Origin of the sequence: Sinomonas cellulolyticus, assembly GCF_014656475.1 — a bacterium.
Lineage (GTDB): Bacteria > Actinomycetota > Actinomycetes > Actinomycetales > Micrococcaceae > Sinomonas > Sinomonas cellulolyticus.
The window spans coordinates 22,014-45,546 of the sequence record NZ_BNCM01000008.1 but is presented as its reverse complement, the minus strand read 5'-3'; the positions used below and the strand labels follow the sequence as shown (position 1 = coordinate 45,546).

Sequence of the window (23,533 nt, the reverse complement as noted above, 5' to 3'; positions counted from 1 at the left end):
CGGGGATGTCGGGGGATATTTTATCCCCGCACCCACTTCACCACGTGACGCGCGACGGCGGCCACCTCGCCGTCCGCACGCAGCTCGACGTCGCCCGCGCCGCGCAGTGCGTCCGCGTCGTAGTCCTTCCACTCGAAGCTGAGCGCGAGCGTCTGTCCCGGGAACACGGGACGGACGAACCTGATCCTGTCGTAGCCGAGGGACACCGGCGTGAGCCCCTCGGGCCGGGCGTGCTCGAGGGCCCGCGCGGTGACGGCGGACATGAACCCGACGAGGAGGGCGCCGTGGACCTGCCGGGTGCCGAACGGCGTGCCGCGCATGTACTCCTCGTCGGTGTGGTTGCTCGCGAAGTCGCCGGTGATGCCGGCGAAGAGCACGAGGTCGGTCTCCGTGACGGTCTTGCGGAAGGTCGTCACCTGGGCCGGGTCGAAGGGTGCGCTGTCCATGGGCCTCTCCGGAGGGTGGGCGGTCTGAGGGCTGGGGTGCTGCATGGTGAAGGGGCGCTACATCGTGAGGCCGCCGGAGACCGAGAGCACCTGTCCGGTGGTGAAGCCGGCATCCGCCGATGCGAGGTACGCGACCGCCGCAGCGATCTCCTCGGGCCGCGCGGTCCGGCCCTTCGGGACGGCCTTCACCGTCCCGGCCATGACCTTTCCCGTGAGGCCGTCCGCAGCGAGCATCCCTGCGAGGAGGCCCGTGTCGGTGGGGCCGGGGGAGACGACGTTGACGGTCACGTCCGCGCGGGCGGTCTCGCGGGCCACGGCGCGCGCGAGCCCGTGCAGCCCGGCCCGGGCGGACGACGACGCGGCGTCGCCGAGGGTGCCCGCCTTGCCGCTGTCGGATCCCACGAGGACGATCCTGCCGAAGCCGGCCTCGAGCATGCCCGGCAGCACGGAGCGGACGACGAGCAGGGGGCCGAGGAGTTCGGTCCGCACAATGTCCTCGAGGACGTCCGGGGCCGTGGCCGTCAGGGGTGCGAGGGGGTGGCGGTGCCCGGCGGTGACCACGAGGGTGTCGATCCCCCCGAGGGCCGAGGCCGCGAGCCCTCCCGGCCCGGCGACGTCGTGCGCCGACTGCGGGTCAGCGGCGTCGAGCTGGGCGCAGCCCGCCCATGCACCCGCGGGGAGCCTCGCGCCGAGGGCCGCCGCGCCGGCGTCGTCCGAGCGGTAGGTGCCGAACACGCGTGCGCCCTCCGCGGCGAGCCGCTCGGCGACCGCCGCACCGATCCCGCCCGTCCCCACGAGCAGGACGCGGCGGCCGTCGAAGCTGCCCATCAGAACGCCGACCTCCCCGTGACCTTGCGCCCGATGAGCAGCGACTGGATGAACTCCGTCCCCTCGTACGTGTGGACCACCTCCATGTCGGTGAGGTGCCGGGCCACGTGGAAGTCGAGGAGCAGTCCGTTGCCGCCCAGGAGGTCACGGGCCTGCTGGGCAATGGCGCGCGCCTTGTTGGAGGTGTGCATCTTGGCGATCGAGGCCATCGTCCCGCTCCACGTGCCGGCCTCCTGGAGCTCGGCCATGCGGAAGCAGAGGAGCTGCATCGCCGTGAGCTCCGAGAGCATGGAGGCAAGCGTGGCCTGGACGAGCTGGTAGTTGGCGATCGGGTGGCCGAACTGCTCGCGGACCTCCGTGTACGCCACGGCGGCCTCGAAGCACGCGATCCCGTGGCCGAGGGCCTCCCAGCTCGCGCCGCCGCGGGTCGTGGCGAGCACGCGGGACGTGTCGCGGAAGCTGTTCGCATGCGGGAGCCGGTTCTCCTCGGGGACCCGCAGGTTCTCGAACGCGAGGTCCGCCTGGAGGATGGCGCGCTTGCCGACCTTCCCGTCGATCGTGCGGGCGGCGAAGCCCTCGGGCATGCTCTCCGGGTTGCGCGGGTCCTCGCGCTCCATGACGAACGCCTTGACCTCGCCGTCGGCCTCGTCGCGGGCCCAGATCACCACGAGGTGGGCCATCGAGCCGTTGCCGATCCACCGCTTCGCGCCGTTGATGATCCACGAGTCCCCATCGCGCCGCGCGGTCGTCTCGAGCTGGGCGGAGTCGGACCCGTGCCGCGGCTCCGTGAGCGCGAACGCCCCGATCCTCTCCAGCCGTACCATGCCCGGCAGCCAGCGGTCCTTCTGCTCGTCGGAGCCGAGGAGGCTGATGGTGCCCATGGTCAGGTTGGCCTGGACGCCGAGGAAGGTGTTGACGGACCCGTCGCCGCGCGCGAGCTCCGCGGTGGTGAGGCCCGCGGCGAGGCGCGAGAGCCCCGCGGCGCCGTGCCCGCGGATCACCCCGCCCACGAGGCCGGTCGCCGCGAGGTCCGGAAGGATCTCCCAGGGGAACTCGGCCCGCTCCCAGTAGCCGTTGATCACGGGCAGGACCTTCGCGTCCACGAACGCGCGCATGCGGGCGCGGGCATCCGCGGCCTCGTCGGGGAGGCCGTCGGCGAGGAGCAGGTAGTCGGTGTCCCGGGGGACGGTGAGGCGCTCGCGGAGCGCCGCGAGGTACTCGTCGGTCTCGGCGAAGCCGGTCCCGGGCCCGGCGTCGAGCAGCTCACTCATACGTGTACCAGCCCTTCCCTGTCTTGCGGCCGAACTCGCCGGCCTCGTACTTGGCGGTGATGAGCGGGTGCGGGAGGTCCTTCTCGTCCCCGGTCTGCTCGTAGGCGGCCCGGCGGATGAGGTAGGTGACGTCGAGCCCCACGAGGTCCATGAGCTCGAACGGGCCCATGGGGTAGCCGAGCGCATCCTTCGCCGCGGTGTCGATGTCCTCCACCGAGGCGACGCCGGCAGCGTACAGGGCCAGCGCCTCGTCCCGCACGGCCCCCATGAGCCGGTTGGCCACGAACCCGGGGATCTCCTTGGCGAGCAGCACGGGGGACTTGCCCATCGCGCGCGCCACCGCGGCGACCGTCTCGACGGTCTCGTCCGAGGTGTGCGGGTTCCGCACGATCTCGACGGCCTTCATGACGAGGGCCGGGTTGAAGAAGTGCATGTTGCAGACCTTCTCGGGCCGGCCCGTCGCGTCCGCCACGGTCGAGGAGGCCAGGGTCGAGGAGTTCGTGGCGAGGATCGCGCGGGCGGGGGTCAGCGCGTCGAGCTCGGCGAAGATGGACCGCTTGACGTCGAGGCGCTCGGTCGCGGCCTCGATCACGAGGTCCGCTTCAGCCGCCGCGGCCGCCAGGTCGGTCGTGAACGTCAGGCGCTCCCACGCGTCCGCTGCGTCGGCCTCGGCGAGGCGGCCCTTCGCGACGCGGCCGTCGAGCCAGCGCCGCATGTCCGCCTCGGCGGCCGCGGCGGCGTCGGCACTGACGTCCCGTACCGCCGTCGTGAATCCCGCCACGGCCGCAGCCATGCCGATCTGCCGGCCCATCGCCCCGGACCCGACCACGAGGATCCTCTGCACGTCCATGGTCACCGCCCCGCGAATTCCGGCTGGCGCTTGGCCAGGAACGCCGCGGCGCCCTCCGCCTTGTCCTCGGTCGTGTAGAGCAGGGTCTGGGCGAGCCGCTCGAGCAGGAGGCCCGTCTTCTGGTCAGCCTCGGCGCCCTGGCGGATCACCATCTTTCCCAGCCGCACCGCGAGCGGGCCCTTCGAGAGGATGGTCGCGGCGGTGGTGGCGGCGGTCGCCTCGAGCTGGTCGCGGGGCACGACGGCGGTGACGAGCCCGTAGCGCTCGGCCTCGGCTGCCGTCAGGGCCCGGCTCGTGAGGATCATCTCGACGGCGCGGCCCGTGCCCACGAGCCGCGTGAGCCGCTGGGTCCCTCCGGCGCCCGGGAGGACGCCGAGGGTGGCCTCGGGCAGGCCCATCTTCGCGCCGTCGGCCGTGATGCGGATGTCGCAGCTCATGGCGAGCTCGAGGCCGCCGCCCATGGCCACGCCGTTGATCGCCGCGATGGTGGGCTTGGGGTAGTCCTCGATGCGGTCGAAGAGCTTCTGCATGTGCGCTGCCAGGCCGTACGCGAGGTCGTAGCCCGCGAGCTGGCCGATGTCCGCGCCGGCCACGAAGGCCTTCTCGCCCGCGCCGGTGAACACGACCGCGCCCACGGCGTCGTCGTCCTCCCACGCGTCCAGGACTGCCGCGATCTCGGCGAGGACCGTCTTCGAAAGCGCGTTGCGGACCTCGGGGCGGTTGACCGTGATCGTGCCGACCGTGCCGCTCCCGGCCCGGCTGACCGCTGTGGTGATGGTCTCGAACGTCGTCTCCACGCCTACCTCCCCGCCGCCTGGAAGGCCCCGATGCCCGTGAGCGCGCGGCCGAGGATGAGCTGATGGACCTCGTCCGTGCCCTCATAGGTCCGCACGGATTCGAGGTTGTTGGCGTGCCGGAGCGGGGAGTAGTCGAGGGTGATGCCATTCCCGCCGAGCATCTCGCGCGCGTCCCGGGCGATCTTGATGGCCTCGCGGCAGTTGTTGAGCTTGCCCACGGAGATCATCGTCGGGTTGAGGGTCCCGGCGTCCTTGGCGCGGCCGATCTGGAGCGCGAGCAGGTAGCCCTTGGTGATCTCCACGGCCATGTCCGCGAGCTTGGCCTGGGTCAGCTGGAAGCTGGCGAGCGGCGTCCCGAACTGGGTGCGCTCGCTGCTGTAGCGGAGCACTTCCTCGAAGCTGTCCCTCGCGGCACCCATGACGCCCCAGATGATCCCGTAGCGGGCCTCGTTCAGGCACGCGAACGGTCCCTTGAGGCCGATCGCGCTGTCCGCGGGCAGGACGGCGTCCGCCGGGAGGCGGACGTCCTCGAGCGTGATGTCGCACTGCACCGAGGCCCGCATGGAGAGCTTGGGCTCGATCGCCGTGGCGCGGAAGCCCGGCGTGTCCGTGGGGACCACGAACCCGCGCACCCCCCTCGCGTCCCCGTGCTCGCCCGTCTGGGCCCAGATGACCGCCACGTCGGCGATGGTCGCGAGGCCGATCCACCGCTTCGCGCCGTTGAGCACCCAGTCCCCGCCCGGCTGCTGCACGGCCGTGGTGCGCATCGAGGCGGGGTCCGAGCCCGCCGTCGGCTCCGTCAGGCCGAAGCAGCCGACGGCGCGGCCCGCCGCCATCTCGGGGAGCCAGCGCTGCTTCTGCTCCTCGGAACCGTGCTTGTGGATCGCGGCCATGGCGAGGGAGCCCTGCACGGAGACGAACGTGCGCAGGCCGGAGTCGCCGGCCTCGAGCTCCGACGCCGCAAGCCCGTACATGACCGCGGAGCGCCCGGCGCAGCCGTAGCCCTGCAGGTGCATGCCGAGGAGGCCGAGCTTCGCGAGCTCGGGGATGATCTCGCGGGGGAACACGGCCCGCTCGTACCAGCCGGCGATGTTCGGGCGGATGTGCTCGTCGACGAGGCTGCGGACCGCGAGGGCGAGGTCGCGCTCCTCGGCGCTGAGCTGGCCGTCGAGGCCTGTGAGGTCGGCGGGTCCGAAGACCGAGCCCGGAATGGTCGTGGTGGTCACGCCTTCGCCTCCTGGCTGTACTCCTCCGACAGCTCCTGCCGGATCTTGAACTTCTGGATCTTCCCGCTCGGGGTGCGCGGCAGGTCGGGGACGACCTTGAGCACCTCGGGCCAGTACGGCTTCGCGAGGCCCTTGGACTCGAGGAAGGCCTTGAGGTCGTCGAGCGTGAACGGCGCGGAGTCCTTGAGCTGGACCACTGCTCCGCCGATCTCCTGGAGGCGCGGGTGGGGCACCGCGACGAGGGCCACGGCGGCGATGCGCGGGTGCTCGTAGAGGACGTTCTCGACATACGCCACGGGGACGTTCTCGCCGCCGCGCATGATGATGTCCTTCGTGCGGCCCGCGAGGCGCACGTACGAGTCCTCGTCCTGGGTGCCGAGGTCGCCCGTGTCGAACCAGTCGCCGTCGAACTCGTTGCGGGTTGCGTCGAGCTGCTCGAGGTACCCGCGGAACAGGAAGGACCCGCGGACCTGGATCCGGCCCTCGCTCCCCGCGGGGACGACGGTGCCGTCGTAGTCGACGATGCGCAGCTCCATGCCGGGGAGCACCCGCCCGTCCGAGTCGAGGACCTTCTCGATCGGGTCCGCCGGGCTGCCCATGGTCACGAGGCAGCACTCGGTCTGGCCCCACCCGCCGAACACGTTCAGGCTCGGCAGCTTCTCCTTGGCCGCATGCAGCACGGCCCGCGGGATGGGGGCGCCCATGCAGCAGAACCGGGCGAGGCTCGAGACGTCGTGCTGGGCGAGGTTCGGGGCGTCGAGGATGTCCTGGAGGAACGGCGTGGCGCCCGAGGTGTGCTGGATGCGGTGCCGCTCGACGAGCTCCACGAACTCCTCGGCGTTCCAGACTTCCTGGAACACGCCGCTCCCGCCGAGCATGATGGGCAGGGCGACGCCGAACAGGTAGCCGGTGAGGTGCCCGAAGGTCGAGGCCATGTGGACCACCGTGTCGCTGTCCATGCCGAGCCTGTCCGGCCACGGGAGGGCGCCCGAGAGCACGGTGTTGTGGCTGTGCATGGCGCCCTTCGGCCGCCCGGTGGTGCCGGACGTGAACATGATGAGCGCGAGGTCGTCCGGATCGGGACGCCGTGCGGCGGCCTCGGTCGCCGTGATCCCGCGCTCGCGGCCGCGGGAGGCGAGGTCGGCCCAGGTGATGAACCCCTCCCGCCCGGGTGCCGCCGTTCCGAGCACGACGGCGTGGCGCAGCTCGGGCAGCGACGGCCGCAGCCGGTCGATCATCGCCGCATAGTCGAAGTTCCGGAACGTGTCAGGGATGAAGATGGCCTTGGTGCGGGCCTTGGCGGCCATGTACTCGATCTCGCGGTCGCGGTAGATCGGGATGAGCGCGTTCGTCACGGCGCCCACCCGCTCGGCGGCGAGGTGCGCCACGATCCACTCGTGACGGTTGGGAAGCTGGATGGACACGGTGTCCCCGGCCTCGATCCCGAGGGCGAGCAGGCCGGCGGCGATGGCCTCGACCTCGGCCGCCATCTCGCGGTACGTCGTGGTGCCTGCGGCGTCGATCGAGGCGACCTTGTCGGGGTGTGCGGCGACAGCGTCGTCGAAGTAGTCGAGGAGGAGACGGTTCTTCCAGTACCCGTTGGTCCGGAAGTCCGGCGCGTTCTCCGGGAGCGGGAGCATCTCGAAGGGCGAGCTCATGATGGGGGTCCGTTCGGCTAGTGGCGGCAAGGGGTGCGGCTCACGCCATCGTGAGTCCGCCGGAGACCGAGAGGGTCTGGCCGGTGATGTAGGCGGCCTCGTCCGAGGCGAGGAACGCGACGGCGTTGGCGAGGTCCTCGGGCTGGGCGAGACGGCGCAGCGGGATGGACTTCTCGAGCGCGGTGCGGAGCTTGGGGTTGTCGGCGCTGATCGCCGCGAAGAGCGGGGTGTCGGCGGGTCCCGGGCAGACGCAGTTCACGGAGAAGCCCTGGCGCGCGGTCTCCCGGGCGAGGGTCTTGCTGAACGAGATGATGCCGCCCTTCGCCGCCGAGTAGACGGCCTCGCCCGAGGAGCCGACCCGGCCGGCGTCGGACGCGATGTTCACGATCGCCGCCCGCTCCTGGCCCTCGACTGCCCGCAGGAACGCCTGGCTGCAATGGAGCGTCCCGTAGAGGTTGATCGCAACGACGCGGTCCCAGTCCGCGACCTCGCTGTCCACGAAGGGGCCCACCTTGTCCCACCCGGCGTTGTTCACGAGCACGTCGATGTGCCCGAACTCGGCCTGCACTGCCCGGATCATCTCGTCCACCGACTCGCGCGACGTCACGTCGGTGCGCACGCCGATCGAGCGATTGCCCAGCCCGGCGGCGGTCTCCTTCGCGGCGGTCTCGTTGAGGTCGCTGACGACGACGGTCGCCCCCTCAGCGGCTAGCTTGGTGGCGATGCCCTTGCCGATGCCGGAGGCACCGCCCGTGACGATCGCGATCTTGTTCTCGAGCTTTCCCATGGTTCTCCTTTGAAATGGGCTCAGAAATGGGCTCAGGGCTGAGCGCTCAGGGCGCGTAGGCGCGGCCGGCGATGTTCCTGGCGATGATCATCTTCATGATCTGCGCGGTTCCGTCTCCGATCTGCAGGCCGAGCACGTCCCGGAGGCGCTGTTCGATCGGCTTGTCCGTGCGGTAGCCGAACTGGCCGTGCAGGAGGAGGCACGAGTTGATGACGTCGTAGGCGGTCTTGGGCGCCCACCACTTGCACATGGCGGCCTGGGCCGTGTGGGGCAGGCCGTTGTCCTTGAGCCAGAGCGTCAGGTGGCACAGGAGCCGGGCCGCGGCCAGCATGGTCTCGCTCTCGGCGAGCGGGAACGCCACGCCCTGGAACGTGCTGAGCGGCTTGTCGAAGGCGACGCGGTCCTTCGTGTACTCCCACGTCTCCTCGAGGGTCACCGCGGCGGTTCCGATGCACTGCAGGCCGATGAGCGCGCGGGAGAAGTCGAACCCCTGCATGACCTGGGTGAAGCCCTGCCCCTCGGCGCCGAGGAGGTTCTCGTCAGGGATCCACGCGTCGGTGTAGTGGGCGAAGCCCCGCGTCACGGCCTTGGTGCCCATGTCGTCGACGGCCTCGAGCTCGACGCCGTCGGCGTGCAGGTCGGTGACGAAGGCGCTGATCCCGCGCCCGCGGCCCTGCCCGTGGTCTGTCTTGGCGAAGACCACCGCCGCGTCCGCCTGGAGGGCGAAGGACATGGACTTGGTCCCGTTGAGGACCCATCCGCCGCGCTCCCTCCGTGCGGTGAGGGAGGGGCTGCCGGCGTCGGAGCCCGCGTTGGGCTCGGAGAGCCCGATCGCCACGATCCCCTCGCCGCTCGTGATCCGCGGCACGTACCTGGCCGCCACCTCGGGCGCCGCGTTGGCTGCGAGGATCTGGCCCACGAGGGAGCCGACCACCTGGACGTAGGCCACGTTGAAGTCGCCCCGGGCGATCTCCTCGGTGATGAGGCCCGAGGTGAGGCGCTGCTCTCCGCGGCCTCCGAGCTCCTCCGGGAGCTCCGGCGCGATCAGCCCCCGGGCGCCCATCTCGCGGCGCACTTCCGGCTCGATGCGGCGCTCGGCCTCGCGGTGCTTGTAGCCGGGCGTGATCTGCGCCGCGACCTCCCGGGCTTCCTTGACGAACTGCTGCTGGGATTCGGTGAAGGTGAAGTCCATGGTGGCCCCTAGTGGTACTGGACTTTGCTGGCGAAGTCCGGCGTGCGCTTCTCGGTGAATGCGGCGGCACCCTCCATGCCCTCGGGGGAGGCGACGAACAGGTCGAGGGCGGACATCGCGAGGTTGCTCAGCCCTGCCTGGTGGTCGGTGTCCGCGTTGAAGGACTGCTTGAGGAAGCGGATTGCCGTCGGGCTCTTGGCCGCGATCTCGTCCGCCCAGGCCATCGCCTCGTCGAGGAGGCGTTCCGGCTCGACCACCGCGTTGGCGAGGCCCCAGCGTTCGGCGGTCGCGGCGTCGTACTGGCGGCACAGGTACCAGATCTCGCGGGCCCGCTTCTCGCCGACCACGCGTGCGAGGTACGCCGAGCCGAACCCGGCGTCGAAGGAGCCGACGCGGGGGCCCGCCTGCCCGAACCGGGCGGTCGAGGAGGCGATCGTGAGGTCGCACAGGACGTGCAGCACATGGCCGCCGCCCACCGCCACGCCGTTGACGGCGGCGATCACCGGCTTCGGGATGTCCCGGATGAGCTTGTGGAGGTTCCCGATCTCGAACATGCCGGACTCGGTGGGGCCGTAGTCGCCGGTCTCGGCGCGCTGCTTGACGTCACCGCCGGTGCAGAACGCCTTCTCGCCTGCGCCCGTGAGGATGACGGCCTGGACGCCGCGGTCGGCCCAGGCGAGGCGGAACGCCTTGATGAGCTCGTCGACGGTCCTGCCGCGGAAGGCGTTGTAGCGTTCCGGCCGGTTGATGGTGATGATCGCCGCTGCGTTGCGGCGCTCGTAGATGATGTCCTCGAACGCGGGGACCGCGGGTGCGGTGGCCGCGCTGGGGGCGGTCGTCTGCTCAGTCATCGGTGTTCCTTTCAGGCGAGGGGGCCGAGGAGGTCTGGGTAGGCGGCCCGGTGCTCGGGCCGGATCACGGCGGAGAGGGCCAGGGCGGTCTGCTCCGCCACGTACTGCTCGTGGGTCAGGAAGCGGCTGAAGTACCAGTGCTTGAGGGCCCAGAGGTGGGCTGTGGTGAGGAAGCCGTAGGCGAAGACGCGCGGGTCCACCTCGCGGATGAGCCCGGCGTCGATGGCCTCGCGGGTGGCCGCGATGAGGGGCTCGGCGCTCTCGACTTCGAGGTCCTTGACGGTGTCCCGGCCCTCGGGCTCGAGGGTCTTGGACTCCTGGTAGGCGAGGACGGCGGCGTCGCGGAGCTCCTGCACCACGGCGCAGTAGCCGGCGAAGGCTGCCGCGATGCGCCGGACCGGGTCGGGCTCGTCCTGGACGGGATCGGCGACGCGCACGCTGAACTCGTGCAGCACGTCCTCGATGACGGCCTGCACGAGCTCCTGCTTGTTGGCGAAGTAGCGGTAGATGAGCCCGACGCTCACGCCGGCCTCGTCCGCCACGTTCTGCATGGACACCGACTGGGATCCGGCGCGGCCCAGCAGCCGGGCGGCTGCGTTGAGGAGCTGCCGCCGGCGGGTGTCCACGAGCGCGGTGCGCGCGGCTTCCGCGGCGTCGGTGCGGACTTCGCTGGTCGGCATTGGCACTCCCGGTGAATCTTGGTTCATAGTGAATGAATCTTCATTCACTGACTTTAGAGTAGTGACCTGGGCCACGTCGGTCAAGGGTCTCTGTGAGGAACTTCACCGGCCTGTTTGGGAAGCCGCAGCGCACGACGGCGGGTTGTCGCCTAGTGGAGGCGACCGCCGGGCCGCCGTGAGGAGAGACATATGAGCATCGCCCACGAGGAAGCCGTCCTCGACACCGCCGCAGTCGACGCACTGTTCACCCAGGCGCGCACGGCCAACACCTTCACCGGGGAGGTCACCGAGGAGCAGGCGCAGGCCATCTACGAGCTCGCCAAGTTCGGCCCGACCGCCTTCAACAACCAGCCCCTGCGCGTCACCTACGTGCGCACCCCCGAAGCGCGCGAGCGCCTCGTGAAGCACATGAGCCGCGGAAACCAGGCCAAGACGCTCAGCGCCCCGCTCGTCGCCGTGCTCTCGTTCGACACCGAGTGGCACGAGCAGGTCGACACGTTCCTGCCCGTCGCGGCGGAGTACATCAAGGGCGCCTACTCCGCCGACGACTCCCTCCGCTACGGCACGGGCCGCGACAATGCGCACCTCCAGGCCGGCTACTTCATCCTCGCCGTGCGTGCACTCGGCCTCGCGGCCGGCCCGATGACCGGTGCCGACTTCTCCGCCATCGACGCCGAGTTCTTCCCGCAGGGCGGCCGCAAGAGCTTCCTCGTGGTCAACATCGGCCAGCCCGGCGAGGACGCGTGGGGCCCTGCCAAGACGAAGTTCGCGTACGAGGACGTCGTCGAGACCGTCTGACCCTCGTCCGCCGGCCCTCGACGGGCCGGTGAGGCACGGCTGCTGGCTCTGCCGACACGATCTGGCCGCCCGGCCCCGGAAGGGGTCGGGCGGCCAGATCTTTCTCGTCGGTTGGCTCCCGGGTCATGCCCCAGCGTCAGAGGGTCAGGTCCCGGCGACGCGGGTTCACGTCCCTGCGTCCGCGGCGATCCCGGCAGGGGCCCCTCGCCGACTCAGCGCCGGGGTGCGGGGGTTCCCCTCCGCGGTGGGTCCAGCCTGGGCGCCACCGTGGGGTGCTGGCCGGTCGGCACAGGAGTGCGGGCGGGGCGGACGGTGCCGCGCGCCGCGGATCCGGACGGCCCCGCGAGAGGCGAGCGTCCGGCGTCGTGCGCGGCGGCCGGTGACTCCCCGGCGGTGGGATGCGACGCGTCAGTCTGGGCGTGGGCCGCCGCGTTGGGCGCGATCACCGGGAGCGTCCCCGTGGCGGCCTGCTCGGCGCGGCGGGCTGCCCAGGCGGCGCGGAGCTGCTCCCGGATGGTGCCGTCGCCCCATCGTGCGAGCGCCCAGATGCCGATCGCGCCGGCCGCCAGGGCCGCGAGGCCGCCCGCGAGAAGGGCCCAGCGGGTCCCGACGGCGTTGGCGAGCCATCCGACCAGCGGTGCGCCGATCGGGGTGCCGCCCTGGATGACGGCCATGTAGAGGGCGAGCACGCGGCCCCGGTACTGGGCGTCCGTGCTGAGCTGGACGATCGTGTTCGCGCTGTTGAGGAACGTCAGCGCTGTCACGCCCACGAACACGAGCATTACGGCGTACGTGAGGTAGCTGGGCATGGCGGCGGAGACCATGGTCGCCACGCCGAGGCCCACCGCAGAGGCCACGAGCAGGGACAGCCGCGGCTGCTTCCGGCGTGCTGCGAGGAGCGCGCCGCCGAACGTGCCGATCGCCTGCACCGATCCGAGGAGGCCGTACGCGTCGGCACCGGTGTGGAAGACGTCGGCAGCCATGAGGGCGTTCGTGACCTGGAAGTTCAGGGTGAACGTGCCCACGAGTGCCGCCATGATGAGGATGAGCAGGATCCGCGGCTGCGTGCGCACGTAGGTGATGCCGGCGAGGATCTGTCCCTTGCCGCGTGGCAGCGGCGGGGTCCTGTGCAGGAGGCCGACGTTCAGCCGGGTCAGCGAGAACAGCACGCCCGCGAAGGTGAGGGCATTGAGCATGAACACCCAGCCCGTGCCGATCAGGCCGATGAGCAGACCGGCCACACCCGGGCCGGCCATGCGCGCGAGGTTGAACGACGCGGAGTTGAGGGCCACGGCGTTGGGCACGTCGGCGCGCCCCACGAGCTCGGAGACGAACGCCTGGCGCGGCGGGGCATCGAAGGCGCTCGCGATGCCGAGGGCGAGGGCGATCGCGTAGATCTGCCACAGCTGTGCGACCCCGGTCAGCACGAGGATGCCCTGCAGGAGCGCGAGGAGTCCCATGGCGCTCTGCGTGGCGATGAGAAGCTTGCGCTTGTCCAGCCGGTCGCCGAGGACGCCCGCGTAGGGGCCGAGGACGAGGATCGGGAGGAACTGCAGGCCGGTCGTGATGCCCACGGCGGCGCCGTCGTGATCGGTGAGCTGGGTCAGGACGAGCCAGTCCTGCGCGACCCGCTGCATCCAGGTGCCCACGTTGGAGACGAGCGCGCCGGCGGCCCAGAGACGGTAGTTGGGGTGCTGGAGGGCGCGGAACATGCGGCTGTTCACTTGGCGCTCATCTCCAGGAGCAGCTCGGCCGCCCGGTGGAGCGTGTCCCTGTCCGCGGCCGGCAGGCCCTCGAGGCGCCCCGCGAGCCAGGCTGCGCGCAGTCTGCGGGATTCCTCGAGGACCTGCCGCCCCGCGTCGGTGAGGGAGGCGATGACCTGACGGCCGTCAGTGGGGTGCTCGGCGCGGGCCACGTACCCGCCGTCGCACAGGTGGTTCACCGTGCGGGTCATGCTGGGCGCCTGGACGTGCTCGATGTCCGCGAGCTGCCGCATCGTGAGCGGGCCGCGCTTGTTGAGCAGGGCCAGCACGGTGATCTGGCTGGGGCTGACGGCGTCGCCGCTCGCCTGGGTGCGCAGCAGGCGCGATGTGCGCATGATCGCCGCCCTCAGCTCGGCGGCAAGTTCGAGGACGTCGACGGGCGCGTGGCCGTCGGTTCCGGCGGGGTCAGGGGTGGCAGCGGATTCGGTCTCGATGGTCTTCGCAGGCGTCATTGATACTTAGCATACCTTATTACCCTTGCTAAGGATATGACGGCTGTCACCCCCACACCGTCTATCCGATCACAGAGTCCACGAGCGCCTTCGCTTCCGCCTGGACCTGCTTGAGGTGCTCGTCGCCCTTGAACGACTCGGCGTAGATCTTGTACACGTCCTCGGTGCCGGACGGCCGTGCCGCGAACCAGGCGTTCTCGGTGGTGACCTTGAGGCCCCCGATCTTCGCCCCGTTCCCGGGCGCCTCCGTCAGCTTCGCGGTGATGGGCTCGCCCGCGAGCTCGGTGGCGGCGACGTCGTCCGCGGAGAGCGCGCCGAGGCGCGCCTTCTGCTCCCGGCTCGCCGCGGCGTCGATCCGGGCGTACGACGGCGCGCCGTACTTCGCGGTCAGCCCCCGGTAGAGCTCGCTGGGGGACTGGCCGGTGACGGCCCGGATCTCCGAGGCCAGGAGGTCCAGGAGGATGCCGTCCTTGTCCGTGGTCCAGACGCTGCCGTCGCGCTTGACGAAGCTGGCACCCGCCGACTCCTCGCCCCCGAACGCGCCCTGCCCGCTCAGCAGCCCGGGCACGAACCACTTGAAACCGACGGGGACCTCCACGAGCTTCTTCCCGAGGCCCTCGGCGACACGGTCGATCATCGACGAGCTGACGAGCGTCTTGCCCACCACGGTATCTGGGCGCCAGCCGCTGCGGTGGCGGTACAGGTAGTCGATCGCCACGGAGAGGTAGTGGTTCGGGTTCATGAGCCCGGCGTCCGGGGTGACGATGCCGTGCCGGTCGGCATCGGCGTCGTTGCCGGTGGCGATGTCGTAGCCCGCGCCCCCGGAGACCTTCTGGATGAGCGAGGCCATGGCGAAGGGGGAGGAGCAGTCCATGCGGATCTTCTCGTCCCAGTCCAGAGTCATGAACGCCCACTGCGGGTCCACGGTGGGGTTGACCACCGTGAGGTCGAGGTGGTGGCGCTCGCCGATCTCGCCCCAGTAGTCCACGGACGCCCCACCCATGGGGTCGGCGCCGATGCGCACGCCCGCGTTGCGGATCGCGTCGATGTCCACCACGAGGGGAAGGTCGTCCACATAGGAGGAGAGGAAGTCGAACTGGCCCGTCGTGTCCGCCGCGAGCGCGTCCGCGAGCGGCACGCGCTTGACGCCGGAGAGGTCCGCCTCGAGGAGCTCGTTCGCGCGCTTCGCGATCCAGCCGGTCGCGTCCGTGTCCGCGGGGCCGCCGTGCGGAGGGTTGTACTTGAAGCCGCCGTCGGCAGGCGGGTTGTGACTCGGGGTGACGACGATGCCGTCCGCGCGGCCCCGGTCGTCCTCGGGCCGGCCGGCGTTGTACTTGAGGATCGCGTGGCTCGCCGACGGCGTTGGGGTGTAGCCGTGGCGCGCGTCGACGAGGACCTGCACGCCGTTGGCCGCGAGCACCTCGAGAGCGGTGTTGGTGGCCGGCTCGGAGAGCGCGTGGGTGTCCTTCGCCAGGAACAGCGGTCCCGCGATGCCCTGTCCGGCCCGGTACTCGACGATCGCCTGGGTGATGGCGGCGATGTGCTTCTCGTTGAAGGAGCCCTTGAGGCTCGAGCCGCGGTGGCCCGAGGTCCCGAAGGCCACGCGCTGGCCCGGGTCGCCCACGTCCGGGGACACGTCGTAGTACGCGTCGAGGAGGGCGGTGATGTCCACGAGGTCACTGGGAAGGGCTACGGTGCCCGCACGGTTCGCCATATGCCTAGCTTTGCAGAGAAGGCCACCAATGCGTGGCGCCCGTGTGAACATTTCGTAGCCCGCGGCGGCGCTGGCAGCCCTCGGCGGAGGTCACTGCCCCTCAGCGAGCACGCGTTCCGCCAGCTCCCTCAGCGCACCCGAGAGGTCCGTGTCGGGCACTTCGATGCGCTCCCTGCCAAAGCGGAGGGTCCACTGGAAGGCATCCCTGACGCGCGACGGCGCGCGGGCGGCGTCGTCCGTCGCCCCACCGCCGGCGCCGAGCAGCCCGCATTCGCTGCGCGCCTGCCGGTAGAGCGCCGCCCATGAAGCATCGGACGGGGCCCGAGCCCCGCGCATGGCGAATTCGACGCTTCCGGTGCGGTGCACGCCCGCAACCCCGCCCGACCGGGTGACCTCGATCTTCATCGCATGCCCATCCCTGCGCCAGCCTCCCCTAGTGCCCGGGCCTCCTCGTCTTCGCGGCCTCGGTGAGCCGCACCGTGATCCCCACACCGCGCCAGCCGGCGCGCACGGCCCGCTCCTCGGCGGACTCGCGCCCGTAGAGGGAGCGGGCCACCCGCACAGTCTCCCGCGCGAACCCGCGGAAGTCGACGTCGAGCGGCAGCTTCCCCGGTGCGATGGTCTCGAACCAGACCCGCCCGGCCCGCTCCCAGGCGTGGCCGCCGAGCGCCGCCGCGGAGAGGTAGAACGCTCGGTTCGGGATCCCCGAGTTGAGGTGGACCCCGCCGCTGTCCTCGCGGGTGCGCACGTACCCGTCCATGTGGTCCGGCTGCGGGTCCTTGCCGAGGACCGGATCGTCGTAGGCGGTGCCGGGGGCCTTCATGGACCGCACGCCAGTGCCCTTGATCCCGGGCAGGAAGATGCCCTCGCCCACGATCCAGCTGGCCGACTCCACCGTGTCTCCGCGGTGGAACTGCTCCACGAGCACCCCGAAGACGTCCGCGAAGGACTCGTTGAGCGCCCCCGACTGGCCCTCGTACTTCAGATCCGTGGTGTGCTGCATGAGCCCGTGGCCCAGCTCGTGCGCAATGATGCTCAGCGAGCTCGTGAACGAGGCGAAAACCTTGCCGTCGCCGTCCCCGAACACCATCCGGAAGCCGTCCCAGAAGGCATTGTCGTATCCGACGCCGTAGTGCACGGTCCCCTCGAGGGCCAGCCCTGCGCCGTCGATGCTCGACTGGCGGAACACTTCCTCGAGGAACCGGTAGGTGTCCCCGAGCCCGTCGTACGCACGGTTGACGTCCGCATCCCCGACCGGGTCCTGGCCCTCCTTGCGCACGAGCTTCCCGGGCAGCACCTCGGTCCGCTCGGCGTCGCTGATCTCCCGGCGCAGGGTGCCCGGCTCGGCCAGGATGGTGTGCCCTGGCTCGCGACCGTGCGTTGCGCGGCGCTCGCGCAGGCGCTCGTCGGCGAGGAGCGTGCGCCGAGCGAGCTCGGCCACGGTCTCGAGCCCGCGCGTGTCCGTGGCCCATCCGTTCGCGGGCCCTTCACCGCGCAGGGCGCGCGTCCGCCTCTCGTCGGAGGTCGCGAGACGCTCGAGGAGGTAGGGAGGAACGACGCCGCGGTGACGCCCGGGGTGGGCAGGGGTGAGACTGCCGATCGGGCGCCCTGTGCTGCCCGCCGCGGTGCTGGTTGTCTCAGAGCTGGACATCGGCGAAGCCCCCGATCTCGCGCCACCGCTCGGCGGTGCCGCGGGCGCCGCGCGGCACGGAGTACCGGTCGGCGGCTGTCAGCGGGCCGAGGTCGAGGCCAGTGAGGGCTGCGATGTCGGATACCGGCACCTGGAAGGTCTTGAACGGGCCCAGGGGCGGGGCCTCGCGTGCCCCCTCGTGCAGGACGGCGTCGAGCCCGTTGGACTGGTCGAGGATGTAGCCGGTGCAGGCGAGCGCGGAGTCTGCCGCTTGCGGCCCCGCGTTCCAGGCCCCGATCTTGAAGAACTTCCGTGGGATCCGGGCACTCCTGTACTCGGGGTCGCCGACGTCGAAGATCGGCCCGGAGAACACCGAGAGCCGCTGCCGGTCGGCACCGGCGTGGCCGAGGATGTAGTCCTCGAGCCCGAGCCACAGCTCTCTGCCCTGGTTGAAGTAGTCGGCCTGCGGCGCGCACACGGTGTAGTGGAACGTGTCCAGATTCGCCTTCTCGGCCGTTGCCTGATCCCCCCAGAGCGGGTCCTGCCTGCGGACGAGGTGCCCCCGGTCGAACCTGTTGTCCGAATACAGCTCGGCGCCCCACTGCTGGTCCGGGCCGATCCGCGGATCCAGATTCCAGGTCTCGCCTCCACGCGTGATGTCCACGAGCGTTGCGCCATCGATGTTCACTGCCGTGGCCGCGGGCATGCGTCGGACGGGATCCTGGTGGATGGTGAAGTGGGTGTAGGGCAGTTCGAGAAGTCCGGGCCCGGTGGGCATCGGCACAGGCGCCGGTGTGCCGAGGAACGCCGGATCGTACCCCGCCCCGTCTGGGGCCGGTGCCGGCCTGCGAGCTGCTTCCCCATGGGTGCTGGACATCGTCGTTTCCCCTTCCGCGCTGGTGCGAGATGCCTCCAGCATGGCAGCCGCCTACGACATTTCTGGGCAGTCCGCGCGAGGGTAGGCTGGGGGAAACGCACAGGCTAGGGGAGAGCGCGATGTCACAGGATCCGGAAGTGCCCAAGCCCTCCGAGACGGACGGGGCGCCCGAGCGCCCAAGGTACAGCCCGCCGTCCTACGTCCCTCCGGTCTCGCTCGGCAAGGGCCGCGACAACCCGACCGAGCCGCTCCCGCCCGGGCCGATGTCCCCCGGTGCGACGCAGCCACTGCCCCCCGGCACGCCCCCGCGGGCTCCCGAGCAGCGCCCGCGGCCGGACGGGGCCCCGCGGGAGGATGACCGGCAGGGCCAGGATGCCTCGCGCGGGAGCGGCCTCGGCTCCGTGCCCTATGGTCAGACCCAGGCGTCGTACGGCCAGCCCCCGTACGGCCAAGGGCAGCCCCCGTACGGCCAGTTCCCCTACGGCCAGAACCAGCAGTACGGCCAGCCCCCCTACGGTCCGGCGGCCCAGTACGGCCAGGGCTACCCGCCGTACCCCTACGGGGCACCCGAGCCGAGGGGCCTGAGCATCGCCGCGATGGTCTGCGGCATCTCGGTGTTCGTGGGCTTCGGCTTCTTCGTGCTGCCGCAGATCGCGGCCGTGGTGCTCGGGCACATGGCCCTCTCACGGGAGCCCGCCGGACGTGGCATGGCGCTCGCTGGCCTCGTCATGGGATACGTGGGCCTCGCGCTGACCATCGCGTTCATCGCGCTCTTCGTTGTGGTGCTTGGCATCGCCCCAACCACGGGCCGCTACAGCAGCCTCTGACCCTCAGCCCCCGGGCGCCGGGACGTGCAGCAGCCGGGCGAGCTGGAGCAGCACGGCCTCGGACCCGGGGTGCCCGACGGCCTGCACGCCCATGGGCAGCCGCTCGGCGGTCCAGTGGGTCGTGGCCACGACGGCGGGCAGCCCGCAGACGTTGACCCACGAGGACCACGGGGCGAACTCGCACTGGCGGCGGTAGTCGTCGTCGGCAGTGCCGCGCCATTCCGGGCCACCGGTGAACCACCCCACCGGTCGGGGCGTCTGCGCGAGCGCGGGGGAGAACAGCGCATCCCAGTCGGCGAGCTGGGCGGCCATGTCGCGCTCGAACTGGTGCAGGAACGCCAGGGCTTCCTCGAGCTTCGCATGGGAGCGCTGCTGTGCGCGGCGCCGGAACGCGCGGGTCACCGGCGTCAGCAGGGGCTCGCGTTCGGGCCGGATCCTGGCGGTCCCCACGCCAGCGGTCCACGCGGCCGTGAAGGCGTCGGGGTAGCGGTTGTCGAACCGGACGTCGTGCTCCACGACGAGGTGCCCCGCCGCCGAGAGCGGCCCCACGGCGCGCCGGAGCGCCTCGAGCGCCTCCCGCTCGGGCCGCACCTCGTACCGGGCGTCCCAGGGGCTCGCGAGGCTCACCGCGATCCGGAGCCGCCGCGGCGCGCGCACGACGGCGTCCGCGTACGTCCCAGCGTGGCGTCCCCGAGGCGGGCGGTCGCCGCGGGGGAGATCCTCGGCCGTGCGCGCTCCGCCGGCGTGGTGGCGCCCAATGCCTGTCACCATGGCGTCGAGGAGGAGGGCGGCGTCCTCGGCGCTGCGGGCGAGCGGGCCGGCCACGACGAGCCGCGGAGCGTCCGAGCTGCTCTGCCCCTCGGGGATGGTCCCGCGCCCCACCTTGAGCCCGACGATGCCGCAGGCAGCGGCAGGGATGCGGATCGAGCCGCCCCCGTCGGATCCGGCGGCGAAGGGCACGAGGCCGGCGGCGACTGCAGCAGCCGAGCCGCCCGAGGAGCCGCCGGAGCTCAGCGCCGGCCCGTGCGGGTTGCGGGACGGCGGCCCGATCCGGTTCTCGGAGTAGGCAGTCAGCCCGAACTCGGGCACCTGCGTCTTGCCGAGGGAGACGATCCCCGCGCTTCTCAGGAGGCCCACGATGGGGGAGTCGGCCGGGGCCGGCCGGTGCTCGAGTGCCGCCGAGCCGTGCGTGGTGGGGACGCCGGCCACGTCGGTGAGGTCCTTGAACGCCGTGGGCATCCCGTGCAGCGGCCCGAGCTCGTCGAGCCGGCCCGAGCGGGAGAGGAGGGCATGCTGGGAGTCGGCGGCAGCGGCGGCGTCGTGCGCGCGCTCGGCGGTGACGGTGAGGAACGCCCCGAGCAGCGGGTTCGCGGCCTCGATCCGGCCAAGGAAGACGTCCGTCACCTCACGGGCCGAGACGTCCCCGTCGCGGAGCGCGTCGCGCAGCTCGGCCGCTGAGGCCCACGCGCCGTCCTCCTCCGGACCGGCCTCCCCGCTGTTCGCGAGCACATCGCCTGCCATGGTCCTCCGTAGGTCACTGCGCGTCTGAACCACTATAGGCTGGAGGAAATGACCATTTTCGGAGGCTGAGAATGTCTGATTTCGAGACCGTGCGCGTGGACGAGCTCCCCGCCGAAGGGATCCTCCTGGACGTGCGCGAGGACTATGAGTGGGAGGCCGGGCACGCCGAGGCCGCCGTCCACATTCCCCTCGAGCAGCTGCCGGGCCGCCTCGACGAGCTGGACCCCGACGAGGACCTCCTCGTCATCTGCCGCACCGGCGGCCGGTCGGCCCGGGCGGCCCAGTGGCTCGTGGCCAACGGCTACTCGGCGTACAACGTGGCTGGCGGGATGGACGCCTGGCTCACGGCAGGCAAGCCCCTGGTCGCCGAGAACGGCCAGACGCCCACGGTCCTGTAGCCGCTGTGACGTACACGTTCCTGGGCCCCGAGGGCACGTTCACGGAGGCCGCGCTCCTTAAGGTCCCCGGCGCCCGCGACGCCGCGCGCGTCCCCGCGAGCAACGTCAACGCCGCCATGGACGCGGTCCGCGACGGGACGGCGGACGCCGCCATGGTTCCCATCGAGAACTCCGTGGAGGGCGGCGTCACGGCCACCCTCGATGCGATTGCCACAGGGCCGGACCTGCGGATCGTCCGCGAGGAGGTCGTGCCGATCACCTTCGTGCTCGTCGCCCGCCCCGGCACGCGCATTACGGACATCCGGCGCATCTCCACCCACGGTCACGCGTGGGCCCAGTGCCGCGGATGGGCGGCTGCGCACGCGCCCGACGCCGTCCACCTCGCCGCGAGCTCGACCGCGGCAGGCGCGCTTGCCCTCCTCGATCCCGCCTCACGCCCGGGTGACGCCGCGATCTGCGCCCCGATCGTCGCCGAGGAGCACCCCGAGCTCGAGGTCCTGGCCACGGACATCGGCGACAACCCGGGCGCGGTCACCCGATTCATCCTCGTGGCGCGGCCCGGTGCCCTCCCGCCGCGCACCGGGGCGGACAAGACCTCGGTTGCCGTGCCGCTGCCCGAGGACCGCGCCGGGGCGCTCATGGAGATCCTCGAGCAGTTCGCCGCGCGCGGTGTGAACCTCTCACGGATCGAGTCGCGTCCCACCGGCCGGTACCTCGGCCACTACTTCTTCTCCATCGACGTGGACGGGCACATCCAGGACGCCCGGATCGCCGACGCCCTGCGCGGCCTGCACCGCATCAGCCCCCATACGCGGTTCCTCGGCTCCTATCCGCGCGCCGACGGGGCCCGTCCCGTGGTCAAGGACCACGTCACCGATGAGGCGTTCGCCTCGGCCCGGGAGTGGGTGGAGGGGATCCTCGGTGGCTGACCGCTTCCTGCGCGACTACCTCAGCCGGATCGGCTACAGCGGGGACACGGCGCCCACGATCGAGAACATTGCCGCGATCCACGCGCACCACACCCGCGCGATCCCGTTCGAGAACCTGACCCCCGCCGGCGGCGGAATCGTGGACATCTCCGCCCAGGGGATCGAGGACGTCCTCGTGCGCCGGCGCCGTGGTGGCTACTGCTTCCAGCACTCCGGCCTGCTGTCCCGCGCGCTGGCCGAGTTGGGTGCGGCGGACGTCGAGAATCACCTCGGCCGCGTCTACTGGCAGCGGGAGCCGGGCTCGGGCGCACCGGCCCGCACCCACCAGGCCACGCTCTTCACGCACGACGGCGAGCGGTACCTCCTCGACGCCGGCTTCGGCGGGTTCACCCCCTCGGGGGTGCTGCCCCTCGGCACCGCCGAGACAGTCACCGCGCTCGGCACCTTCCGCTTCGTCGCCGCGGCCGAGGCGGGACTCCCCGCGGGCGATACAGCCGGCACCGACCTCATGCTCCAGGCGATGGTCGGCGGCGGTTGGGCGAACCTTTACGGGATCGACCTCCGGCCCAGCGCCCCTGCGGACCTCGCCGTCGCCAACTGGTTCACCTCCACGTCGGACACCCCGCCGTTCACGCGCTCGCTCATCTTCGCCATCCTCACCGAGCGCGGGCGGGTCACGCTGTCCAACCTGGTCCTCTCCGTGCGCACCTACGCACAGGACGGGTCCTCAGCCGTGGAGAAACGCACGCTCAGCAGCGCCGCGGAGCTCCGGGACGTGGCGAGGGAGCTGTTCCTCATCGAGGACGCACGGATCGACTGGGACCGCATCTACAGAGTGGCGGCTGCCGCCTGAGGCGACCCGACGGCGTCGTGCGCCGACGCCCTCGCGCGCCGACGGCGCAGTGGTGCGCTCCGGGCTGAGGCTACGCGACGCGCACGAGCAGGCTCGCGGGGTGCACCTCGACGTCCACGCGCGTGGCCGGGCCCACCACATCGCCGTCAACCTGCGTCTCGATCGGCTCCGGCACCCGGATGGAGACCTTGCGGGCGCCGTAGAACTGCATGACCGGCAGCTGCCGCTTGTGCTGGAACATGATCTTGACGTACATCGCGATCCAGCCGATGAGGCTGCGGGGGCTCATGATCGCCACATTGAGGACGCCGTCGTCGATGTACGCGTCCGGGATGAAGTCCACGCCTCCGGGCAGCTTCGCGCAGTTCGCGAACAGCACGCTGCGCACGCGGCGGGACTGGAAGTCACCGTTGTCCAGCGAGATCTCCACGCGGCGGCGCCGCTGGCCGGGCATGTGCCGGATCCCCGCCTCGGTGTAGGCCATCCAGCCGACCGCGCGCTTGAGGTTCTCGCTCGTGTCGTTGAGGATCTCGGCGTCCATCCCGACGCCCGCGATGACGAGGAACGTGTGCTCGGAAGTGCCGCCGTCCGGGGCGGTGAGCGTCATGGTGGCCGTGTCGATCCGGCGCTGGCGGCCGAAGATCGCCGTGTAGACGCACTGGGAGATGTGCGCCACGTCGAGGTCCAGGTTCCGGGCGAGGAGGTTGCCCGTGCCCAGTGGCACCAGGCCCAGCGCGGTGTCGGTTCCCGCGAGGGCCTCGGCGACCACCCGCACCGTGCCGTCGCCGCCGCACGGGATCACGACGTCGGCGCCCGCCTCGAGCGCCTGGCGCGCCGCCGTGTGCCCCGGGTCCTGCTTGGTGGTCTGGAAGACGAGGGGGTCGGGCCAGCCGGCTCCGCGGCAGGCGGCCTCGATGAGCAGGCGCGTCTCGTGCGCGTGCTCCTTCACGGGGTTCACCACCACGGCCACCTGCTGGGGCCCGGAAGGCGGCGGTGCGGCGGGCTCGGCGACCGCGCTGCGTGAATGCTGCGCCTTGAGCCGGCGCACGCCCCACCAGCTGGCGACAGCGAAGCCGCCAGCAGCGGCAACAGCACCAGCAATGATCCAACCGCGCATGATGCTCACACTCTAGCCTGACGCGGGAGCCCTTCCGCACCGCCCCCGCCAGTCCCGCTAGTCTTGGA

The 23,533-nt window shown here is 71.5% G+C and carries 24 protein-coding genes; 5 read left to right on the top strand and 19 right to left on the bottom strand.

The features are described from left to right. Positions 1-20: 20 nt before the first annotated feature. From IE231_RS11540 to IE231_RS11490, 11 genes are read right to left on the bottom strand one after another with little or no spacing between them, the layout of a single operon-like run. Positions 21-446: a MaoC family dehydratase gene (locus IE231_RS11540; protein ID WP_189694123.1), complete on the bottom strand. Its 426-nt coding sequence runs from the start codon at positions 444-446 to the stop codon at positions 21-23. Positions 447-503: 57 nt separating this feature from the next. Beyond that, positions 504-1,274, bottom strand: a complete 771-nt coding sequence (locus IE231_RS11535; protein WP_189694122.1) for an SDR family NAD(P)-dependent oxidoreductase — start codon at positions 1,272-1,274, stop codon at positions 504-506. Next, on the bottom strand, positions 1,274-2,545 hold the full coding sequence (locus tag IE231_RS11530; RefSeq protein WP_189694121.1) for an acyl-CoA dehydrogenase family protein: 1,272 nt from the start codon (positions 2,543-2,545) through the stop codon (positions 1,274-1,276). Before IE231_RS11530 ends, IE231_RS11535 begins: the two co-directional genes overlap by 1 nt. Beyond that, positions 2,538-3,395, bottom strand: a complete 858-nt coding sequence (locus tag IE231_RS11525) for a 3-hydroxyacyl-CoA dehydrogenase family protein (protein WP_189694120.1) — start codon at positions 3,393-3,395, stop codon at positions 2,538-2,540. Before IE231_RS11525 ends, IE231_RS11530 begins: the two co-directional genes overlap by 8 nt. Before the next feature lie 2 nt (positions 3,396-3,397). Then, entirely contained in the window at positions 3,398-4,192 is a 795-nt protein-coding gene (locus IE231_RS11520) for an enoyl-CoA hydratase/isomerase family protein (RefSeq protein WP_189694119.1), read from the bottom strand. A gap of 2 nt (positions 4,193-4,194) precedes the next feature. Then, the gene (locus tag IE231_RS11515) at positions 4,195-5,418 is read right to left on the bottom strand and encodes an acyl-CoA dehydrogenase family protein (RefSeq protein WP_189694118.1); all 1,224 of its coding nucleotides are present in this window, start codon (positions 5,416-5,418) and stop codon (positions 4,195-4,197) included. Next, entirely contained in the window at positions 5,415-7,076 is a 1,662-nt protein-coding gene (locus tag IE231_RS11510) for an AMP-binding protein (RefSeq protein ID WP_229866778.1), read from the bottom strand. The genes IE231_RS11515 and IE231_RS11510 overlap by 4 nt, the downstream gene beginning before the upstream one ends. Before the next feature lie 40 nt (positions 7,077-7,116). Continuing rightward, positions 7,117-7,863, bottom strand: a complete 747-nt coding sequence (locus IE231_RS11505; RefSeq protein ID WP_189694117.1) for an SDR family NAD(P)-dependent oxidoreductase — start codon at positions 7,861-7,863, stop codon at positions 7,117-7,119. Positions 7,864-7,909: 46 nt separating this feature from the next. Further along, a complete protein-coding gene (locus IE231_RS11500) occupies positions 7,910-9,055 on the bottom strand; it encodes an acyl-CoA dehydrogenase family protein (protein WP_189694116.1) in 1,146 nt (381 codons plus the stop codon). Between the two features lie 8 nt (positions 9,056-9,063). Further along, complete coding sequence (locus IE231_RS11495) at positions 9,064-9,906, bottom strand: enoyl-CoA hydratase-related protein (protein ID WP_189694115.1); 843 nt, start codon at positions 9,904-9,906, stop codon at positions 9,064-9,066. A gap of 11 nt (positions 9,907-9,917) precedes the next feature. After that, positions 9,918-10,586 carry a TetR/AcrR family transcriptional regulator gene (locus IE231_RS11490; RefSeq protein WP_189694114.1) on the bottom strand — a complete coding sequence of 223 codons (669 nt, stop codon included), beginning with the start codon at positions 10,584-10,586 and terminating at the stop codon, positions 9,918-9,920. Positions 10,587-10,775: 189 nt separating this feature from the next. Here IE231_RS11490 and IE231_RS11485 point away from each other — a divergent pair, with 189 nt between their 5' ends. Further along, on the top strand, positions 10,776-11,384 hold the full coding sequence (locus tag IE231_RS11485) for a malonic semialdehyde reductase (RefSeq protein ID WP_189694113.1): 609 nt from the start codon (positions 10,776-10,778) through the stop codon (positions 11,382-11,384). 212 nt (positions 11,385-11,596) lie between these two features. Here the strand turns inward: IE231_RS11485 and IE231_RS11480 are convergent, their stop codons facing one another. From IE231_RS11480 to IE231_RS11455, 6 genes are all read right to left on the bottom strand, one after another. Further along, complete coding sequence (locus tag IE231_RS11480) at positions 11,597-13,108, bottom strand: MFS transporter (RefSeq protein ID WP_229866762.1); 1,512 nt, start codon at positions 13,106-13,108, stop codon at positions 11,597-11,599. Further along, positions 13,105-13,599: a MarR family winged helix-turn-helix transcriptional regulator gene (locus tag IE231_RS11475; RefSeq protein ID WP_189694112.1), complete on the bottom strand. Its 495-nt coding sequence runs from the start codon at positions 13,597-13,599 to the stop codon at positions 13,105-13,107. The genes IE231_RS11480 and IE231_RS11475 overlap by 4 nt, the downstream gene beginning before the upstream one ends. Before the next feature lie 61 nt (positions 13,600-13,660). Beyond that, a complete protein-coding gene (gene pgm / locus IE231_RS11470) occupies positions 13,661-15,313 on the bottom strand; it encodes a phosphoglucomutase (alpha-D-glucose-1,6-bisphosphate-dependent) (protein ID WP_189694111.1) in 1,653 nt (550 codons plus the stop codon). A 90-nt stretch (positions 15,314-15,403) separates the two neighbouring features. Further along, positions 15,404-15,718, bottom strand: a complete 315-nt coding sequence (locus IE231_RS11465; protein ID WP_189694110.1) for a protealysin inhibitor emfourin — start codon at positions 15,716-15,718, stop codon at positions 15,404-15,406. A gap of 28 nt (positions 15,719-15,746) precedes the next feature. After that, positions 15,747-16,964 carry a M4 family metallopeptidase gene (locus tag IE231_RS11460; protein ID WP_189694109.1) on the bottom strand — a complete coding sequence of 406 codons (1,218 nt, stop codon included), beginning with the start codon at positions 16,962-16,964 and terminating at the stop codon, positions 15,747-15,749. Then, positions 16,951-17,820, bottom strand: coding sequence for a DNA/RNA non-specific endonuclease (locus tag IE231_RS11455; RefSeq protein ID WP_189694108.1), 870 nt, complete (start codon positions 17,818-17,820; stop codon positions 16,951-16,953). The genes IE231_RS11460 and IE231_RS11455 overlap by 14 nt, the downstream gene beginning before the upstream one ends. A gap of 137 nt (positions 17,821-17,957) precedes the next feature. Between IE231_RS11455 and IE231_RS11450 the strand changes: the two genes are divergently transcribed. Next, complete coding sequence (locus tag IE231_RS11450) at positions 17,958-18,647, top strand: DUF4190 domain-containing protein (protein ID WP_229866749.1); 690 nt, start codon at positions 17,958-17,960, stop codon at positions 18,645-18,647. 3 nt (positions 18,648-18,650) lie between these two features. Here the strand turns inward: IE231_RS11450 and IE231_RS11445 are convergent, their stop codons facing one another. Further along, a complete protein-coding gene (locus IE231_RS11445; RefSeq protein ID WP_189694106.1) occupies positions 18,651-20,168 on the bottom strand; it encodes an amidase in 1,518 nt (505 codons plus the stop codon). A 71-nt stretch (positions 20,169-20,239) separates the two neighbouring features. Between IE231_RS11445 and IE231_RS11440 the strand changes: the two genes are divergently transcribed. The 3 genes from IE231_RS11440 to IE231_RS11430 are packed head-to-tail and all read left to right on the top strand — an operon-like array spanning position 20,240 to position 22,348. Beyond that, positions 20,240-20,566 (top strand): rhodanese-like domain-containing protein, encoded by a 327-nt coding sequence (locus IE231_RS11440; RefSeq protein WP_189694105.1) that lies wholly within the window; start codon positions 20,240-20,242, stop codon positions 20,564-20,566. Between the two features lie 5 nt (positions 20,567-20,571). After that, positions 20,572-21,495 (top strand): prephenate dehydratase, encoded by a 924-nt coding sequence (pheA, locus tag IE231_RS11435; RefSeq protein ID WP_189694104.1) that lies wholly within the window; start codon positions 20,572-20,574, stop codon positions 21,493-21,495. Then, positions 21,488-22,348, top strand: a complete 861-nt coding sequence (locus IE231_RS11430; protein ID WP_189694103.1) for an arylamine N-acetyltransferase family protein — start codon at positions 21,488-21,490, stop codon at positions 22,346-22,348. Before pheA ends, IE231_RS11430 begins: the two co-directional genes overlap by 8 nt. 70 nt (positions 22,349-22,418) lie before the next feature. On the opposite strand, the gene IE231_RS11425 is transcribed toward IE231_RS11430, so the two are convergent. After that, the gene (locus IE231_RS11425) at positions 22,419-23,465 is read right to left on the bottom strand and encodes a diacylglycerol/lipid kinase family protein (protein WP_189694102.1); all 1,047 of its coding nucleotides are present in this window, start codon (positions 23,463-23,465) and stop codon (positions 22,419-22,421) included. Between the last annotated feature and the right edge of the window lie 68 nt (positions 23,466-23,533).